Raw genomic sequence first — 19,160 nt, 5'->3', positions numbered from 1 at the left:
ATCATTAACTTAGTTAAAACAGAGGAATCACTCATGCTTTAATGCTAGTTTTTATTTAAAATATTATACTCTACGCACAACTGTCAGTATTGATAAACCAACAAAACTAATGACTATTTTAATAATAAAAAGGAGTGTGCAAGCTCCTACCGTAGCCCTTATCACTACTGCGTTAATCATATTGATTAGCGTATCGCTTTCTCACTACTTCCTCACTCCTGTGGATAGGCTACCTACCATCAAGCCTTTAGAATTCGCAAGTGAGAATGTGCAGCCACCAATTAAAAAGAAGACTCGTAGGCAAAAAATCACTATCGGTGTTGTTGAATACTCTTTTGTCGCTTCATTATTAAAATCAGGAGTGAGTCAAAAAGAGATCAACTTGCTATTAGCACTTATCAAAAGCAAGTTTAATATTATTGACTCTATTAAAAGAGGTGATAACTTTATCTTAAGAACTAAATTAAATAGTAAAAATGAAACTTACATTAGTTCTTTTTACTATTTAGGCAGTAAAACTGATTTATTTATTATCAATGATGGTCACGGTAACGTATTTGATGAGCATGGTGTGTCGATAAATAATCAGTTCATGTTTTCTTCACCCTTTGATAAAAACTACAGAGTGAGCTCTGACTATGACTTAAAGCGAACACATCCAGTGACCAATATAACGACTCCGCACTTAGGCACTGATTATGCCACACCTGTAGGTACACCGATTCGTAGTATTGCTGATGGCATCGTTTTAAAGTCCCGCTACAACCGTTTTGCGGGCAACTATATTAATATCCGCCACACAAATGGCTCTGTATCACGCTACCTACACTTATCTCAGCGCAACGTCCATGTTGGTGAGAAGATCAGCCGAGGACAAGTGATAGGGAAAACGGGTAACACAGGAAGAACAACAGGGCCGCATTTACATCTTGAACTGCACATCAATGGTGTTCCTGTTGATTACGAGCAATACATTCAAAGGCACCCAAACACTGACGTAAATATAGAAATGCTGATTGCAGCGAGAAAAGAAAAAGCAGAGTTAACAGCGGAATGGCAACGGTATGAGCAGTCAAATAGGTAACAACATCCACTTCGATTCGCTCTTTCTTCATTTATCTGAAGCGAGTCCTCGTAACCCTCTGAGCGCTTCGTAGTCTGTCGCCACTAACCAATTTCAGGATCAAAAAGAGCCGCTACATGCGGCTCTTAATAATTATAATTTCCCGATATTCCATCGGTTTCCCCTTTACCAAATACGTTGTCCTCTTGTTCTTGAACGCAAATGGTACGCGCCCCATCATGTTCACGTAAAAAATCAATAAAAGAATAAAATGATTACTCATTGTATTGGCTAGATATTTAATACAAAGAGGCCCAACTCATGACCTCTTTCTGACTTTTTAAACAGTGACATTGTCATGATTATGAGTAGTTTCTATCATATTCAGCGCTTGCCTTTCTCAGCCCTTCTAAATCGTCTGAACATAAAAATCTCTTCAGGCTGTCGATTTTCTTATCAGGCCAATCATATATCCTAAGAGCAAGCAGTTCGTCTATCGTCTCTCGAGAAAAGCGATATTTGACATGCTTAGCTGGTGAACCCGCAACCATGCTGTAAGGCTCAACATCTTTCGTCACCACACTGTTTGCCGCAACGATTGCTCCTTCTCCGATAGTCACACCCGGCATTATCATGGATCGCATACCGAGCCAGGCGCCATCGCCAATATGAGTATCTCCTTTCCCGACGTACGCTTCTTCAATAAAGTCCATAAATGGGTACAAGGAGAACCAATCTGCTCTATGTGTACTGTTTCCCCCCATAACAATCACAACTTCCGCTGCAATACAGACAAAGTCACCTATATGTAACTTATCAATCTTCCATTTTGGTTCCCAATCTCGGCTGAACTCATCACCTTGTAGATATCTTACAACGGACTCCTCAAAACCGGCGTCCCAACAATCACTGTAATAACTATGTTTACCTTTAATCGTTATATTTGGGTTCGTAACAACTTCATGTAGCAAAGTCACTTTAGACCAATGCTTAGTTTTCATGAATACTCCTATAAATACTATCGAATAAAACACTGCAGATAGTATGTATCTAAATAAGCTCTAATAATTACATAGTTCCTATTACTATTAAAATTTACTTCACCACTGAGCTAATAATATGGTGAGCAGCCTCTACTCTTTCTGCATTAGGGTAGTTTTTATTCGCTAGAATCACTATGCCTATTTTTTTAGAAGGTACATACGCGACATATGCCCCAAACCCACCTGTTGAGCCCGTTTTGTTATACCAAACATCACGACCGAGAGTACCGGGTTCACTTGCTTGCACCGGTTTAGCGTTGAGAATTACGTCGCTGGAGTTACCCTTCAATAATTGTGAAAGTGAAACGGGGTAATCATAACCTTCCCACCCCACTGCTTGCGTAAATGTATCGGTATTAAAATACTTAATGTGAGTTAGCTCTAGCGCATTCTCTATATCATTATTCAGTTGCACTTGCCCCATATTTGCTTCGATATATTGAAGCATATCTGAGCTTGTTGATTTAATACCATAGGCTTGTGCATCAAGAATACCTGGATTAACTCTAACTGGGTTTCCCTCAGAACTATAACCAAAAGCATAGTTGTTAAGCTTATCCTTTGGTACATCGACAAACGTATTGGTCATACCGAGCTCAGGCAGGATGACGGTTTCCATCATTTCCGTATAGTCTGACTTCATACTCAAGGCACCGATGTAGCCAAATAGACCAATACTAGGGTTTGAGTACTTCCTCTTAGTACCGGCTTCGTACTCCGGTTGCCACGTTTTGTAGTACTGCATCATTTCAGCGTCGTTCGTTACTTCGCTAGGAAATTGCAGTGGTAGACCACCCGCAGTGTAGGTGGCGACATGAACTAGCTTGGTATTACCCAGAGCACTATTCTCTAATTCTGGAATATAATCTTTGACCTTGTCATCCATGTCTAGCTTACCTTTTTCTTGGGCATACCCAGTCAAAGTAGCGGCAAAAGTTTTACTGATAGAGCCGAGTTCAAAAATTGTGTCGTTGGTGACTAAACTCCCCTTACTTACGTCAGCCAAACCGTAATTATAAAAATAACGTTTACCATCAATCGTTACTGCAACAGCCAGCCCCGGAATGTCGTATTCGTTTATTAATCCTTTAGCGCATTCATCAACTACGCTCTTTAATTGACTGCTAACCGTTAACTCCGTTTTCGCAAACGTGACGAAAGAAGTGAGCGATAAAATGGCTACCAAGGCATTGTTTAACTTCATTAAACCCTCAACTTTTAATTTTCACTTATAATTAATTTCTAGTTTATTCCAAGGCTTTTAACTTTTTATATAAAAGTAATCCCGACTTGAAGAACTCCTATCGTTAACCCTCGATGAATAACACTGTGTCTTCAAATTTTAGTGCGATATAAACAGGTCTAAACCTGATCACCGTTGATAAGTAGGCCGATTAGGTACGAATGTAAGTAACATCCGTTTCCAAAATGGGGAAATAGTGTACTCATTACGCTTTCTCCATATCACGATAACGGTATACTAGGTAGATATACTTGGTATATACAGATCCACATCCTCACAACGCTTTAGAACCACTTTTCAACGTCTACAGAGAAAACTATGCCATTTTCACTACACTTCGAAACTGGAAAAGTCACCAGCCAACAGCTTTATTCCGAGATATACCAAGGGATATTAGAAGGCAGATTACGATCAAATGAGAGATTACCGTCAACCCGCATGCTGTCGAAAAAGTTAGGCATAGCAAGAAACACTGTCATTTCGGTGTATGAGCGACTTCAGTTCGAGGGGTGGATAGTAAAAAAGGCAGGGTCTGGCACGTACGTAAGTAATGCTCTAGAACAAACGATGGATCAAGATAAGAGACCAATAAAACACTACCAACTAGGGGTGTTTGGCACTAACGCAGCGAAGAAGCCAGAGATCATCGCACCAAAGAATCTAGACTATGACTTCACTTTAGGCGTTCCTGATCATCAGAGAATAGCAAAGCATATTTGGCGACACTCAAGACTGAGTAGGCTCAATGCATTAACTCCAGAGTTTGCACATGGTGGTGATTTGCAAGGGTTAGCTTGTTTACGAGAGTCTATCTGCGAGTATGTGAGACACTCGAGAGGCGTAATCTGTGACCCTGAAGACATCATCATTACTCAAGGGTGCCAGCAGGCAATAATGACGACTCTCCTTACATTACTCTCTCCGGGGGATCTCGTGTCGACGGAAGATCCAGGATATCCTGTTTTTCGAAATCAAGCTCGATTACTTGGCGCGCAAATAGGCTCCGTGCCGATGGACGACCAAGGTGTTGTCGTTGAATCAATCCCTTCTAATACCAAAATTATTTATACAACGCCTAGTCATCAGTTCCCTTTAGGCTTTAGCTACTCAGTTGAAAGGAAGTTAGAACTGCTGAGATGGGCAGAAGTTAATAACGCAATCATTATCGAAGATGATTATGATGCGGAATATCACTACCTCAATACCAGTAAGCAAGCTCTCAAGTCACAAGACAAAAATGACTGCGTCGTTATGATAGGCAGTTTCTCTAAAATACTATTTCCCGGCATACGCATTGGCTATATGATTCCACCAAAGTCTTTAATGGAGCCAATTTCAAATATGTTGTGGCACTTGGGAAGAAGTACATCTGTAGTGTCTCAAATCCTACTTGACGAATTCATGCGTGACGGTCATTTCTCTCACCATTTACTCAATATAAATAAAATCTATAGCGAAAGGTATCATAAACTCACTCAATTAATTGACAACATAGATTGCTTACAACGTATTCCAAGCCAAGGTGGATTGCATATAGCAGCTGAAGTATCGGGATGCGCGACACAAATGATGAATAAACTTGCTTCATCAAATGTAGCGGTTTACCCATCATCGCATTTTTCTATCAACAACCATTCTAATGCCCTCTTATTTGGATTTGGCATTATTCCTACCCAAAAAATAGAAAAAGCATTTGATATTATTCAATCAATATTGGAGTAAAGCAGATATAAAATTACCCGTTCAAAAATGTCATAAACTTAAAAAACCATAGACTTATGAAGAGGCAATATCAAATTATCGTTTAGGTATCAATTTATCGTCTTGTTATCACCAGCAGAGTCAGGGGCAACTGCGAGCTTGGAACGCTTTTCAACCAAATAAGAGTTCACTACGAATTGTGTCGCTCTGACACGCTTGGTTTGGCTTCAGCCCCAACACTATATTTCTTCGACTGTAAACGTACTAGGTTCAAAGTAAAGCGACGTATCACGCTGACATTTGCAGCACTACCAACAACCCTATTGCGTAAATCATCTTCTTTTAAGTTAAGTTCACATCGAGCATTCAATGAACCTTATTTTTCTAATATCGAACCGTAAGTTCTGTTTAACACTCTATCAAAACACTATCTTTCGCTAGATGTTAAAGAAGAAAAGACTTCAAGGTAATTAAGGATTTGTTATAGACTATTGACCTACATAATAAAGAGCACAATCACGACATTAATCTCCAGTGATTTACCATACCGCTTCATGAGCAATTGGGATATAAATTATCGAAAAATACCAAACCATAAGTTAATACGCTGCTAACGGCTCAAAAAATAACGAAGTTGTAGCGCAATTATATCAACATCATTTTCATGTAAAAAATAACGAGCGCCTTGGACACCGATCTCCCAATTATCTGAGAGGTTGTAGCCAACTTCTGCACCAATATATCCATCAAAACCATCCACTTCCGTCGTTATCTTGCTGCCTTGATACGTACTTTCAATATCGGTTTCCCAGAACAAGCCCCCCAAACTCAGTTTTGCGGACCATGAATTGTATTGCCAGAACTTATAACCGATGTCGAAGCCCATGCCCTTAACAAGGAGTGGTGCTATCGATGCGACATTGGCGTGATAGTCTTCTGGTGAAGTAGTAGCACTACGCAATGTAGCACTACCTTCACCCATATCAATATAACGAATAGTTCCAGACCATTGCTCAGAAAAAGTATATCCAAACCCGACAGAGCGATAGAGCCCGGTGTTGTCAGTAGAGATTACGTTATCACCTTTAACAGCATCACGCTCATCTGCATGGCTTGACCCCATTTGAACATCAACATACCAACCCGCTTGACTACTAAAACTAAACACAGCAATTAGTGCTAAAGCACTGTTTCTTCCATAACGTTGCATGGCTCCTAACAAAATCAAAAGCATCAACACTATGCCACCCAATGATCCTGCTGAAGTATTTTCAACCTTTACATCTCTTACCAACTTAACGGTCACTATAACTTTCCCCGCGTCTTGCAGGCCTTGGCTATCCTGAATGATATATGTCAACACATCATTGCCTTCAAACCCTGAGGTAGGGGTATAGGTCACGCTCTGATCTGCATTCATGACCGCCTGCCCATACTGCGCTTGGACTGAAACCAACTTCAATGTGTCGTTATCCGGATCGGTATCGTTAGCAAGGACATAAACCGTGACAGGGGTACGATCATCGGTGGTAATATTATCGTCCACCGCATTCGGATTCTGACTGTTTACCACATTTACCGTCACCTTCGCCGATCCCGTTCCACCATTACCATCCGTTACGCTATAAGTGATCAAAGCCTCCCCGTAGTACTGTGGTTGAGTGACATAACTTAGTTTGTTATCAACCACACTAACACTACCAATATCTACAGAAGCGCGACTTACCTTCAGCCCATCACCATCAGCATCGGTATCATTGCTCAATACATCGATCGTCACCGTACCATTGAGACTAACAAACGCATTGTCGTCAATCGCTTGAGGGAGTGTATTATTGCTTACACGAGCGGCAACGACGCCAGGGTCAACGACACTGCCATTAGCCAATCCGTCATCATCGTTCGGGCCACCGTCTTCAATGGTAAGTTGTACACACCAGTCACCTTCAGTCAGACCCTGTGACCATGAACTGTGCCCTGGTGGCGGACAATAACCAGCCTCGCCAGCACTAGAAGAAACCGTGTTTTGAGCATCCTCAATAAAGTCTATCCACCCCTGTTCAGCGTTATACTTTCGGTACACTGCATTTGCTGGAACAGGTAAACGCTGAGGCAAAACTAATTGATAGCTTTGGCCGGGCAGCGGCAAATTAGTTACTACAAAATCAAAGATTCCCCCTATGCTCTTCATGTTGATATCTTTAGGAAGCTCCTCATCCAGCAATAAAGCTCCTCCTGTTGCGTTAGTCAGAATGGTTATTCCTTTGCGTAAACAGACACCTGGCTGCCCCTCAATGAGGAAGCGATCTTTTTCTGACACAACCTGTTGAATTACGTTACAGTCAGAAATTGCATCAAGATAATCAGGGATACCATCACCATCACTATCATTATGACCTTCTTGATCATCCGGGATTAAGTCGCCATCACTGTCTTCACTCCCGAGCTCCGCCAATGTTTGTACCACTTCTAAATAGACATTCCGTGTCACTGATAATGGTGGAGTGCCATTGTCAGTAACTGTCAATTGCAAATTGTAAATCGCTGAACTCAGTAATTGCGGAGAGAAAGTCAATGTTTCGCTGTACATCTGCCCCGCAATCGCTTGGTTAAGTACATCGCTATCACTACTCCATCTGAAACTGTGTATATCGGACATATTGGCATCACTAACACTGCTCGTGATTGCGACCGGTTCAACACCATTTTCAATTTGGCTCCGCTGCTCCCCCGCCTGAGATACACTTACCGTGACCTTCGGAGCCACATTCTCTTCAAAGATTGTCAAGGTGTAACGACGCTTACTACCTAGATTAAGGGTGCTGTCCAGATCAATCACTAAGGTTTCAACGCCCTCATTTTGTCCATCATTAAGTAGTTCGAACGAAAGTTTGCCTTCGGTACCACTAGGTATCACCACTTCACCAGAGGTGAGCGTGTGGTCATCACTGTCCGTGCTTCCTGAAACCGTATAAGGTATGATTACTGGGTAGCTCGGCGAAGGACCGTTAAGGTGTATCGATACGCTATGATTGGTGCCTTCCGTGGTTTGCGCATCTTTGGAGATACTTATCAGTGGATACACTGTTACCGTTTGACTAGCTTCAGCGACGTTTCCATCAGAGTCTTGAGTGCGCCAATAGACCGTATTAGTTCCAGGTCGGAAAAAGGTCGTGCTGTCGACCAATGAAACAGGTAATAGCTTGCCTGTACTATCTCGTGCCACAGCAGAGCCTAATGCAACTTTAGTAAAGAGCGAAGTTGCGTTCACTTCGATATCTGAAGGTGCGGCTATTGTTGGTGCGTCCAATTTCGCACTTTTAATTGTCACGATTGCTTTCGCGGTGGCCTTTCCACCGTTACCATCTTTCACACTGTATTGCACTGCCACTGTACCAATTGAGGTCGTTACCAATTGGATTTGACTGCCCACAATCGTTGCCGTTCCAGATGTAGGTTTAACCCATTCCAGTTGTAATGTATCTAGATCAACATCGCTGTCGTTGCTGAGTACATCCAATAAGTAGCTACCATCGTTACTCTCGGTAAAGACATAGGTATCATTAACCGCCACTGGCTCATCATTAACGTTGATTACCGTGATGCTAAACGCTGCTAAAGATGTGCTTAGCTCACCGTCTGAGACACTAATAACAATATTATTGGTGCTGCCAACATGCTCATTTTCCGGCGTACCACTTAGCAACCCAGTTGCTCTATCAAAGGTTGCCCATGATGGTTTATTGCGGATTGAAAAGCTCAAGCTACTACTATCAACATCCGATGCCTGCAGCGCAAAGCGGTACGTACTGCCTTCGTTGACGGTAAGAGCAGGAGTGCCACTGATCACTGGCGCGTCATTGACATTGTTAACCACAATACTGAATCTATTGAGCATTGTGGTCGTGAGACCATCAGAAACCGAGATAACAATGCCCTGATATTTGCCAACATCACCATTATCTGGTGTACCACTAAGCGTGCCTGTTGATGCATCAAAGCTAGCCCAAGATGGCTTGTTCACGATACTGAAGGTGAAGGCTTGGCTGTCAACATCTGACACTTGTGGCGTGAACAGATAGGTGCTGTCTTCATTCACTTGTGTTGCTGGTGAACCAGAGATAACGGGTGCATCGTTAACGTTATTCACAGTAATCGAAAAAGCTGACAATGAGGAAGAAATAGTGCCATCGGATACGCTAATCACGATACCTGGATAAGTCCCCACATAACGGTTACTTGGCGTGCCAGAAAGCGCTCCTGTTGTCTTGTCAAATGTAGCCCAAGGTGGCTTGTTAGCTATCAAGTAGGTCAGAGTATCCGCTGGGTCATTGTCCAATGCCGCGGGCACAAACTGATACACACTATCTTCATCAACTTGCGCCGATGGGGTACCCGTAATCACTGGCGAGTCATTAACGTTATTCACCGTGATGGTCACTAACGCCACTCCAGAGGTAAGTTCTCCGTCACTTACGCTGTAAGTGAAACTGTCCTGACCAAAGAAGTTACTGCTACCCGTATAAACCGCGTGATTGCCTGTGACGGTAACATTACCGTTGACTGGCGATTTTACAATTTGATAGCTCAAAGATGAGCCTTCTGCATCGTTACCATTTAAAGTAATGGTCAGCGGTATTTCTTCCTCTCCCGTAGCACTGATATCGGTCGCGGTTGGTGTATCGTTGACTGCATTAACCGTCAAATCGACACGAACCTCTGTCGAGTCGAGATCACCGTCGTTGACCTTGAACAAGAAGAAGTCGGAGCCATTGAAGTCCGCTTCTGGTGTATAGCGCCAACTATTATTGGTCAACTGCTCTAGCACGCCATGACTGACTTGCTCAGTGATAAGATACTGCAGAGTGTCATCATCGTTATCAATATCTGAACCAACCAGCGTGATAACCAAACTATTGTCTTCATCAAGCGTTTGTGACTGTGCTTGCGCCATTGGTGCGTCGTTGACTGGTGTTACTGTCATGGTCACTGTTGCGGCGTTAGATACAGCACCTGCTAAGTCTGCCACCGTATAGGTGAAGCTATCTTCACCGAAGTAGTTCTCATTGGGGTTGTAAACAATCGCTCCTGACGCCGTCACGTTCACACTGCCATGTGCTGGCGTATCGACGACTGTGACACTAGTGAGTTCAAAACTGTCTCCAACATCGGCATCACTATCATTGCCTAATACATTGACCTCGAAGGAGCCTCCCTCTAGTAGTTGTGCACTGTTATCAACAGCAACGGGGGCATCATTCACTGGCGTAATATTGAGCGTGACGGTTGCAGGCACTGAGACTGCTTGACCACTATCGGTTAGCATGTAGGTAAAGCTATGTTGACCATTAACGTTCGCTGTTGGCACAATCTTTAAGGTCCCATCGACATTGACACTGACCGTGGCAAAACTGTATACCCCCTCTCCTTGACCAAGATCTTGCAGGGTAATACTACTCGGGGTGAATGACCCATCTTCAATATCACTGTCGTTACTTAAAATATCGAGTGTCGATGTGATATCTTCATCAAAAGTAAAACTGTCTTCCTCCGCTACTGGTGAGTCATTGACGGAACCGATATTGACGCTGACCGTGGCCGCAAGAGAAACGCCGCCTTCACTGTCTGCGATCGTGTAAGTAAAGCTATCGCTACCATTTTCATTCGGATTCGGCGTATATACAAAAGTGCCTACAGTTTGATCAATGGCTACTTGCCCTTTTTGAGGCAAACTAACTAACGATAAATCACCCGTTGGGATGCCATCTTCAACATCCTCCGCTTGACTACGCGCGCTGACTGCTGCGCTTGCGGTATCTTCGTCGGTGTTGATGGTCAGCGCTTTAGCGACTGGCGCATCATTTATAGCCATGATAGTGACGGTCACTGTCGCCTCTTGCGACTCCTGCAGCAGGGCATCTTTCACGGTATAGGTAAAGCTATCTGTGCCTGTCTCATTATTATTTGGCGTATAGGTAACAACGCCGTTGCTGATCGACACCTGACCTTTAATTGGTTGCGTTTTAATCGTTGTAGAAGAAGCGACCATGTCATCATTAACATCGGAATCGTTGGCTAACAGATTAAATTGTTTCGCCGTATCTTCCTCAGTCGAGAAGCTATCATCAACTACCGTTGGCGCGACATCGTAGCGTTTGGTCACAGTATCCGTCACTGCATCAGATGCGTTGCCAGCGGCATCGGTTACCACCACGCTTACTGTCAACGTCCCCTCTTGCAAAATAGTGACGTCAATGCCCGTTACTTGCATGGTCTCCGAAGAAATTGTTTGACTAGCGCCGTCAATGGTCGTGGTACCGTCGGTCACGCTATAAGTGAACATCGCGTTCACTTCAGCTGCTGCGAAGGTAAAGCTCATCGCCTGTTCGTTGGTTTTGTTAATGCTCTCCTGATCAATGCTGATGCTATGTCCAGTCGGGATCCCCGTATCCACTGAGATCAACAACTGAGTCGCTGCTGTATTGAGGTTGCCAGCTGCGTCGCTAAATTTCTCGGCTGCAACATCAATAGTTGCATCCTCAGTGCTTTCTTCTGCAGGTGTAAAGGTAGCCGTGTAACTGGCGCTACTGCCCGCAAAGTTAGAAAGAGTTCCTCCAGCCACGGTCACATCGGCTTCGGAAAAATCAGTTGCGGCTTCACTCAAGGTAAACGTGAGTGTTGCCGTTTCACCCGCTTTCAACGCAGCGCTGGAGCTAGTGATACTAACGGTTGGAAGCACAGTATCGACGCTGATGGAAAGTGGTGTAGCTGCACTATTGGTGTTACCAGAGGCATCGGTAAATGTGCCTGTGGCAACTTCAATAGTACCGCTCGTCGCACTCTCTTCCGTTGGTGTAAAGGTCGCAGTGTAGCTGCTACCACTGCCAGCAAAACCAGACAAAGTACCGCCACTAACCGTGATATCCGCCTCGGTAAAATCGCTCGACGCTTCACTTAAGGTAAAGGTAATGGTCGCCGTTTCGTCCGCTTTCAGCGCCAATTTATCACTGGAGATAGTCACACTCGGCACTAAACTATCAACGGTTATAGACAGTTGAGGCGCAGCAGTGTTGCTATTCCCGGCAGCATCGGTAAAGAAATCTGCCGCCACGTTAATCGTCGCTGTACTTGTACTGTCTCTATCCGGCGTAAAGGTGGCCGTGTAATTGTCACCGCTGCCCGCAAAGTTAGACAAACTGCCGCCAGTGACGGTGACATCTGACTCAGTAAAGTCACTTGAGGACTCACTTAAGGTGAACGTGATACTCGCCGTTTCGCCAGAGATCAAATCAAGGTCTGAGCTGCTCAAAGAAACAGTTGGCCTCACGTTATCTAACGTAATTGTTGTGCTATCTATACTGGAGGTGTTGCCCGCCGCATCGCTCTGGCTCGCCGCGACCGTCAGGGTGCCGTTGTTAAACGCACTTACATCAAACTCACTGCCAATAGTCGTCCAAGCCCCGGTATTGTCGGCCGTCACCGTACGACTGACTGAGTTGTTATTGTCCGTGATGGTCACGGTCACGCTGTTGCCTGCTTCCGCGCCGGAGCCAGCAATCAACACATCGTTATCTTCCACTGCATTAACAATACCATCGGTTTCAATCGGTGTAGTGATGGTCACAGCTGATGGTGCGGCGTTATCTAAGGTAATGCTCTGGGTGGTCACTCTGGAGGTATTACCCGCCGTATCCGATTGCGTCACAGCAACTATGAGTGTGCCGTTGTTCAGGCCACTGACATCAAGCTCACTGCCGCTCAACGTCCAGCTGCCTGAATTGTCGGCCGTCACCGTACGGCTGACAGAGCTGTTATTGTCCGTGATAGTCACGGTCACGCTATTGCCTGCTTCCGCACTGAAGCCAGCGATCAGTACGTCGTTGTCTTCTGCCGCATTGACGACCCCATCAGTTTCAATCGGCGTATTGATGATTACAGCAGATGGGTCTGCATTGTCCAGAGTAATACTCTGGGTGGCTGCGGTAGAAGTATTACCTGCTATATCTGCTTGGGTTGCAGACACAGTCAGGGTGCCGTTGTTAAACGCACTTACATCAAGCTCACTGCCGCTCAACGTCCAGTTGCCTGAGTTATCAGCCGTCACCGTACGACTGACAGAACTGTTATTGTCCGTGATAGTCACGGTCACGCTGTTGCCTACTTCCGCGCCGGAGCCAGCAATCAGTACGTCGTTGTCTTCTGCCGCATTGACAATACCATCGGTTTCAATCGGCGTGGTGATGGTCACTGCTGATGGGGCTGCATTGTCTAGGGTAACACTCTGGCTAGCTGCGGTGGAGATATTACCTGCTATATCTGCTTGGGTTGCAGACACCGTCAGGGTGCCATTGTTCAGGCCACTGACATCCAGCTCGCTGCCGCTCAGCGTCCAGTTGCCTGAGTTGTCGGCCGTCACCGTACGACTGACAGAGCTGTTATTGTCTGTGATAGTCACGGTCACGCTGTTGCCTGCTTCCGCGCCGGAGCCAGCGATCAACATATCGTTGTCTTCTGCAGCGTTGACGATACTGTCAGCCTCAATCGGCGTGGTAATGCTCACTACGGATGGTGCTATTGTATCAATGGTGACACTTAACGCGTTGGATGCCGAGCTAACATTATCATCGCTATCAGACGCTTTAGCACTTATTGCATGTGTAATACCAGACGCCAACTCATTGGTTGTTATCTGCCAGTTTCCTCCAGTAGCAGTGCCTGTGCCAATAACCGTTGCACCTCCACCGACTTGATCACTGTATAAAGTAACGATCGATCCACTCTCAGAAGTCCCACTAAACGTTGGTGTAGTGTCACTGGTAATATTATCAGTATTTAATGGCCCGGTATCCGAACTAGCATCTAAATCGGGTGTAGATGGCGCATTTGGCGTGGTATCGACTGTCGTAAAGTTAAATGTGGCATCATCGCTGATCCCAGCGAAGCTATTATTTGCGCTGTCAGCCACGGCACTGGATTCAATATGAATGGCGTAGGTCCGGTTCCCTGCCAGATCACTGGTTGGGTTTAAGTAAACTTTATTGTTGGTAACACTGATGCGACCAGCGCCTGGTGATGTTGTTGTGCCATCGCTTTCGGTGGCAACATTAAATACTTCAAAGTCGCGACTGTCGGTAACATTACGAATGGTAATATTGCCGCTCTTCAGCTCAATATTTTCATCGAAGGCAATCTCGATGTTGTTGCTAACAGAAACATTGGTTGCATCATCAGTGGGAGTTGAGCTCGCACTGACAAAAGTAGGCGCGGTAGAGTCTGAAACCGCAGCGTCATCAATCTTGATACTTCTGATAAGATAACGAGAGTCAGCACCCGGACTTCGGGTAAACGCCATAGTCACTGTATCAACGTCCTGCCATGCCGAATCATTAAAATCTGTACCACGGGTCAGGGTAAACAAGTCCTGTAACCCTGAGTTTGCTTCACCACCTTTTGGCAAGGTGACAGTTTCGGTCACTGTTTGAATATCATTAGAGAAGCCAGTTAACACAAGTTGATACGTTTTATCTGAGTCTCGGGCCGACCCCTGCATATAGGTAATTTCGTCGAAACTGAAGTTAGTACTTGATTTCTCAAAAAAGCGGAAGCCACGATTGTTGAACTCATTAATCATGGTATTTGAGTAAAGAACACCAGCTACAAATCCGAGGTCATTTAGGCCAGTAAACGGAGTGCCATCCGAGCTAGTGCCCGCATCTAATACCATAGATACAGTACCTGCATTGGTAAGAGTGACTGAGGGCATACCCCCTGTGACGCCGGTCTCCACCTCACTAAAATTGGAACCTGAACCATTAGAGTAGTTAATCGTTTGCTGTGCAGCCCAGGCTCCACCGGAAAAAAACGCTGAGAACACCCATGCTGTTGTAATTGCGATCGCAACCTGACGATGTAATCTCATTTTCCTCTCCTGAAGATGACGGCCTTATCAACATGGCCGGGTTATCATAATCAACTTAAATATTTAATTTTTTTATAGGAAAGGATTAGCTAAAGATTCAGCCAATTCTTTCTTGGTTGATTAGCTGTGCGGTGGGTATACTCCCGCAGTGGCAATTAACCAATTAATCGGCAATACCGGGCTCAGAATATTAAGTGGCATTGAACCGCCTGTTTCAGTCACAGTTACAGTACCTCCGCCCGAGCCACTACCAGACACACTTAAGCCTTCGATCTCGGTCAAATCTGGTTGCTGAAACGTCGGTTTATAGAACCCGGGGGTAGAGTTTTGCGCTATATACGAATTACTATCGGGTACCTGTGTATTTGCAGCATTGGTAGCAACCTGCATCCTGCCTGTTACAGGTGCAGAAGTGCCAAGAGGGGTAAAAATTGCCGTATGTAAGTGTGCTGGCATTTGAGTTATATCAATAGTTACCAGTTCAGTACCCAATCTTTCTCCCTGATGATAATCCATCCCCCCAGGTCGTGTGCCTACACCAACTGGACTGCGGCCACGCAAATCAGGTAAACCAAAGGTAGTTCGGGCGTCACCTCCGTATAGAGTGCTAACTAGAGAGAAGAGCGCTGGATTATCTTCAATTGCCTGCATTTGCCCCGAGCACATTGCCCAATTTCTAATTGCAAAATTGCCACCAAATGCGGTTAGTGTCCCAAGATACGGTTCTGTAGCCATACTGTTCTTCCTTTCAACGTATACACTTAAGTTAAAACCAGCCCATAACGAAATTGGTGTGGTTGGTTAAAACTTTCCAATCTCGCATTACTAAATACCGTTACGGGCTTCATCACTGCCGCAAAGAGCCGTATTGAGATATTTATTTACTCACAAGCAGAAGCGTGCTGGAGCAATGACATCCCAGCATCTAGCCCAGCCATTTGCGCATAGCGATAACCCGAAAACACGCCTTGCGGTGTAGCAATAACATCTATTGATATGGCGCTATCTAACGTTTTCACTTGTAACCCATGTTGTGGGCTGATCTCGAGAATTCTCCCCGCCTCTACACCGACTAAAGAAGTCTCCATTGCGCTTGCTTGCAAAACATTGGCGACACCACTTGGCAAGCTCAACATCGCACCACCGAAGTCATGATTGCCTGCTCGCACTAAGTTGACGATTTCGCGACTCGTTTGCACGTTCCAACGAAGGTGCAGATCATGTTGGTTTACTGCTCGTGCCACTTCGTTGGGGTTTGATACTTGTTCACGCCAAACCAGCCCTTGCTTTTGTTGCGCGATGAGGAAGTCATACATCAGCTTAGCCGTCATTTGTGACGCTTTTTGCTGAGCACTGGTTAAGGTCTCAAACGGGTGAAATGGTACCTCTAACTCCATTCCTATAGCGCCGGAATCAGCCGATGCCTCAAGACGATGCAGGGTGAGGCTAAAGGTGTCTAAACCCTCTCTTAATTGCCAATAGAGAGGCATCGGGCCTCGATACTCGGGCAGCTTTCCCGGATGAATGTTGTACAAGTTTCCGTTGAAAAACTGACACAGCGAGGAATGAACTATGTGCCTGAACAAATAGATAACGCCATCCGTGACTCGCCAAACATCGAGTTGCGCTATCAAAGCACTGCTGTCATTGGCGGTATACTGAGCAATATGAATCGATTGAGCGCTCAGATAGCTCTGTAGCTGCTGTAAGTCAGGATTTAGTTCTCCTTCCGGTACTACCACGCCCGCCAATTTATGCTGTTGTGCCAACAACTGAATGATGGGCAAGGCGTAACAACTTCCTGTAAAAACGACGTATTTTTGCTGCATATCGAAATCATCCATGGGTGGCGACAAAACCTGGCAATCCGGTTAACTGATAATAGAAACTGACCTTATCCCCTCCCTTCGCTTCAAAGTAATGGTGTTCAACAGCTTTGGGCTTGGCATCCACATAAAAAGTCATGTCGGGTTTAGGATGGGTAATACCAGAGTCGTATTGTCCGACCATCGCATCTCCGTAAGTATCGATATGGCTGTAAATGGCGAGGATACGTTTTGCCATATCTGGCACATCTTTCGGCAGCTCAATGGTGTTGCCTTGCAGCATTTTTATTCCACCATCTAGCTCAAAAATCTCGCTTCTGAGCAACATGGCTTTATTGACGTTAAGAATTTCTCCCAGATCAATTCGATCATCGATCGCTTCCGGCTGGCAATGGTTGGAATGTGCATACTCTGCTTTTTCCCATTGTTGATTAAATTCCGTCTCCCCGATGACCATCATGGCGCGCACAGATACCTGATTGGGGATCATTTCGCCTTGAATATGTAAATATTGAACCAAATGTTTCGCGATGCTGAGGAACCCTTCCCGACTAAAGCCATGCTGCATCGCTTCAAGTATCAGGAGATCAAACGTTTGAGTTGGCGAAAATTGGGTAGCATCTTCTTCCACTAAGGCTTCAATGTAGTCTGCGATATCGAGATCCGCGATCAATTGATTGAGTGCTTTAATGGCTCCGGGGTGAATATCTACTAGTGTCACCTGAAGCTGCTCTGCGCTAATTCGATCACTTTGTTTGTAGTGAGCAAGTAAAGGCAGCAGCAATGGTGCAAAGGGGCCGCAAGCTGGATAAAGCACTTTAACCTGTGATTTGTTGGCAAGCATATGTTGGATAGCTTTGTTTATACCACACGCAAAGCCTTTAATTCGGTACACATCTTTGATGGTGTGTTTACAGTTAAGTGGGGACATCACCAGCCCAGACGTGGAAATGTACTGTCGGGTCAGTTCCTCTTGAGTGAGTTTAGCCAGAGAAAGAGATTGGCAAGCGTTGCCATACATGGTCTGAAAGGCTTGCACCAGTGTTCGGTGCTCAACTTTCGTCTCCTTCAATACGAGCTCAACTGCCGCAGCGAAACTCTCTTTCAGTTGTCGTCGGCGTTCAGCCGTGCTGAGTTGGTTTTGGAGCATAGCTTCAAGTTGAGTCCGTAATGAGTACTTAAGCAGCTCATCCATTTGGGGTTCAGCAAAATCAAACTGTTGAGTTTGTTGCTGCACTTCTTCAACTTCAACACCAACCGTCTCACGAGATTTAGGACGTTGCTGGTAGAATTCTATAGATGAGCCTTTTTGCATAATTCATGAACCTCACTTGCCGCTTTAGCAGTAGTTAATGATGTAACACGCCTGTACTTGAGAAAAACATATGCCAGAGGTCCGCGTTACAATATCTCAGCTCCCGGCTCTAACTTCATAAACCGTACTGACAAAATTGGGCAGAGAAATTGAGATAAAAACAGTTCTAATCCTGGAAATTCAGAGAGTAGTAAATAGTTAGGGTAATAGGCCTTTCGATGTGATTCTTCTAAAGCAAGCGCTTGCCAATCCCCTCGATGACAAGATCGTTTGACATATGGCAGCCACGCAGTCTCCTTAATAGAGGTAAGCGCGGCACTCAAGTGTGGTGTAATATGAGAGCCATTTAACAGGCAGGAAAAGCCAATATCCATTGTATAAAGCCAACTATTTATAATATTGAAATTAAAATAATTTTGTCGGCAGTTATTTTGAAATTGCCGATATTTGATTTATAGACTAGAAAAAATTAGTTAGCCAGAATAGAGATCAAAAAAAACACTAAAAATAAGATTGTCAATTTATATCCCTAAAATTAAAGGATTTAAATTTTAAAGTTTAATGCAGTCCAATATAAGTTGAAAGTGTGCAATCTTTTAAAAGATATAAGTTTAAAGATATTTCAAAAACTTATTAAGAAAAACATAAACTCACAACAATAAACATCAAAATTATTAATAACAAAAACACCACTAATATAACAAAGAATTAAGATGGCTTGAGGATTAAAATGCCCATTTCATTTTCGTATATAACATTTTAACTACTAGTATTATATGTGGTGAAATAAGATAAATTTATTCACTCAACATATCCAATCGATTCAGGTTTACTGGGAAAAGCTATACGTTACAACGGAGTGAAATATGGCAAATAGGGATGGAAGAATTCCACTCAACGTATTACGACTCAAAGAACTGAGAAAGAAATTAGGACTGAGCCAAGAAAGACTGGCGGAAGAATGCTTTCAACAGGGTTTTGTCGTATCTATTGCTTCTATAAAGCGAGCAGAGTCTGGGGCGAATGTGCTGTATCGTACCGCATCCAATC

The 19,160-nt window shown here is 44.4% G+C and carries 8 protein-coding genes; 2 read left to right on the top strand and 6 right to left on the bottom strand.

The genetic code is table 11. The features are described 5' to 3' along the window. Nucleotides 1-109: 109 nt before the first annotated feature. Nucleotides 110-1,084: a peptidoglycan DD-metalloendopeptidase family protein gene (locus tag R7Q09_RS06620; protein WP_213916864.1), complete on the top strand. Its 975-nt coding sequence runs from the start codon at nt 110-112 to the stop codon at nt 1,082-1,084. A gap of 341 nt (nt 1,085-1,425) precedes the next feature. Here the strand turns inward: R7Q09_RS06620 and R7Q09_RS06615 are convergent, their stop codons facing one another. Further along, the gene (locus R7Q09_RS06615) at nt 1,426-2,064 is read right to left on the bottom strand and encodes a CatB-related O-acetyltransferase (protein WP_054576099.1); all 639 of its coding nucleotides are present in this window, start codon (nt 2,062-2,064) and stop codon (nt 1,426-1,428) included. 94 nt (nt 2,065-2,158) lie between these two features. Further along, nucleotides 2,159-3,310 carry a class C beta-lactamase gene (ampC, locus tag R7Q09_RS06610; RefSeq protein ID WP_137282746.1) on the bottom strand — a complete coding sequence of 384 codons (1,152 nt, stop codon included), beginning with the start codon at nt 3,308-3,310 and terminating at the stop codon, nt 2,159-2,161. Between the two features lie 357 nt (nt 3,311-3,667). Between ampC and R7Q09_RS06605 the strand changes: the two genes are divergently transcribed. After that, complete coding sequence (locus tag R7Q09_RS06605; protein ID WP_262657057.1) at nt 3,668-5,071, top strand: PLP-dependent aminotransferase family protein; 1,404 nt, start codon at nt 3,668-3,670, stop codon at nt 5,069-5,071. A gap of 589 nt (nt 5,072-5,660) precedes the next feature. Here R7Q09_RS06605 and R7Q09_RS06600 read toward each other — a convergent pair. The 4 genes from R7Q09_RS06600 to R7Q09_RS06585 all read right to left on the bottom strand — a co-directional run bounded on the left by R7Q09_RS06600 (nt 5,661) and on the right by R7Q09_RS06585 (nt 18,110). Further along, nucleotides 5,661-14,969 (bottom strand): Ig-like domain-containing protein, encoded by a 9,309-nt coding sequence (locus tag R7Q09_RS06600; RefSeq protein ID WP_318070628.1) that lies wholly within the window; start codon nt 14,967-14,969, stop codon nt 5,661-5,663. Nucleotides 14,970-15,089: 120 nt separating this feature from the next. Further along, the gene (locus tag R7Q09_RS06595; RefSeq protein ID WP_005373442.1) at nt 15,090-15,704 is read right to left on the bottom strand and encodes a phage tail protein; all 615 of its coding nucleotides are present in this window, start codon (nt 15,702-15,704) and stop codon (nt 15,090-15,092) included. Between the two features lie 146 nt (nt 15,705-15,850). After that, nucleotides 15,851-16,813: a formyltransferase family protein gene (locus R7Q09_RS06590; RefSeq protein ID WP_005373444.1), complete on the bottom strand. Its 963-nt coding sequence runs from the start codon at nt 16,811-16,813 to the stop codon at nt 15,851-15,853. Continuing rightward, entirely contained in the window at nt 16,806-18,110 is a 1,305-nt protein-coding gene (locus R7Q09_RS06585) for a hypothetical protein (protein ID WP_318070627.1), read from the bottom strand. The genes R7Q09_RS06590 and R7Q09_RS06585 overlap by 8 nt, the downstream gene beginning before the upstream one ends. Nucleotides 18,111-19,160 lie beyond the last annotated feature (1,050 nt).

It is taken from the genome of Vibrio sp. 2130-1 (assembly GCF_033339515.1).
Note: the sequence above shows the minus strand (reverse complement) of the source record. Positions and strands in the feature narration are given on the sequence as shown.

Excerpts from the sequence above, each read along its gene's own strand:
- R7Q09_RS06620 (WP_213916864.1), top strand. The coding sequence starts at position 110 with ATGACTATTTTAATAATAAAAAGGAGTGTGCAAGCTCCTACCGTAGCC.
- R7Q09_RS06615 (WP_054576099.1), bottom strand. The coding sequence starts at position 2,064 with ATGAAAACTAAGCATTGGTCTAAAGTGACTTTGCTACATGAAGTTGTT.
- ampC (WP_137282746.1), bottom strand. The coding sequence starts at position 3,310 with ATGAAGTTAAACAATGCCTTGGTAGCCATTTTATCGCTCACTTCTTTC.
- R7Q09_RS06605 (WP_262657057.1), top strand. The coding sequence starts at position 3,668 with ATGCCATTTTCACTACACTTCGAAACTGGAAAAGTCACCAGCCAACAG.
- R7Q09_RS06600 (WP_318070628.1), bottom strand. The coding sequence starts at position 14,969 with ATGAGATTACATCGTCAGGTTGCGATCGCAATTACAACAGCATGGGTG.
- R7Q09_RS06595 (WP_005373442.1), bottom strand. The coding sequence starts at position 15,704 with ATGGCTACAGAACCGTATCTTGGGACACTAACCGCATTTGGTGGCAAT.
- R7Q09_RS06590 (WP_005373444.1), bottom strand. The coding sequence starts at position 16,813 with ATGGATGATTTCGATATGCAGCAAAAATACGTCGTTTTTACAGGAAGT.
- R7Q09_RS06585 (WP_318070627.1), bottom strand. The coding sequence starts at position 18,110 with ATGCAAAAAGGCTCATCTATAGAATTCTACCAGCAACGTCCTAAATCT.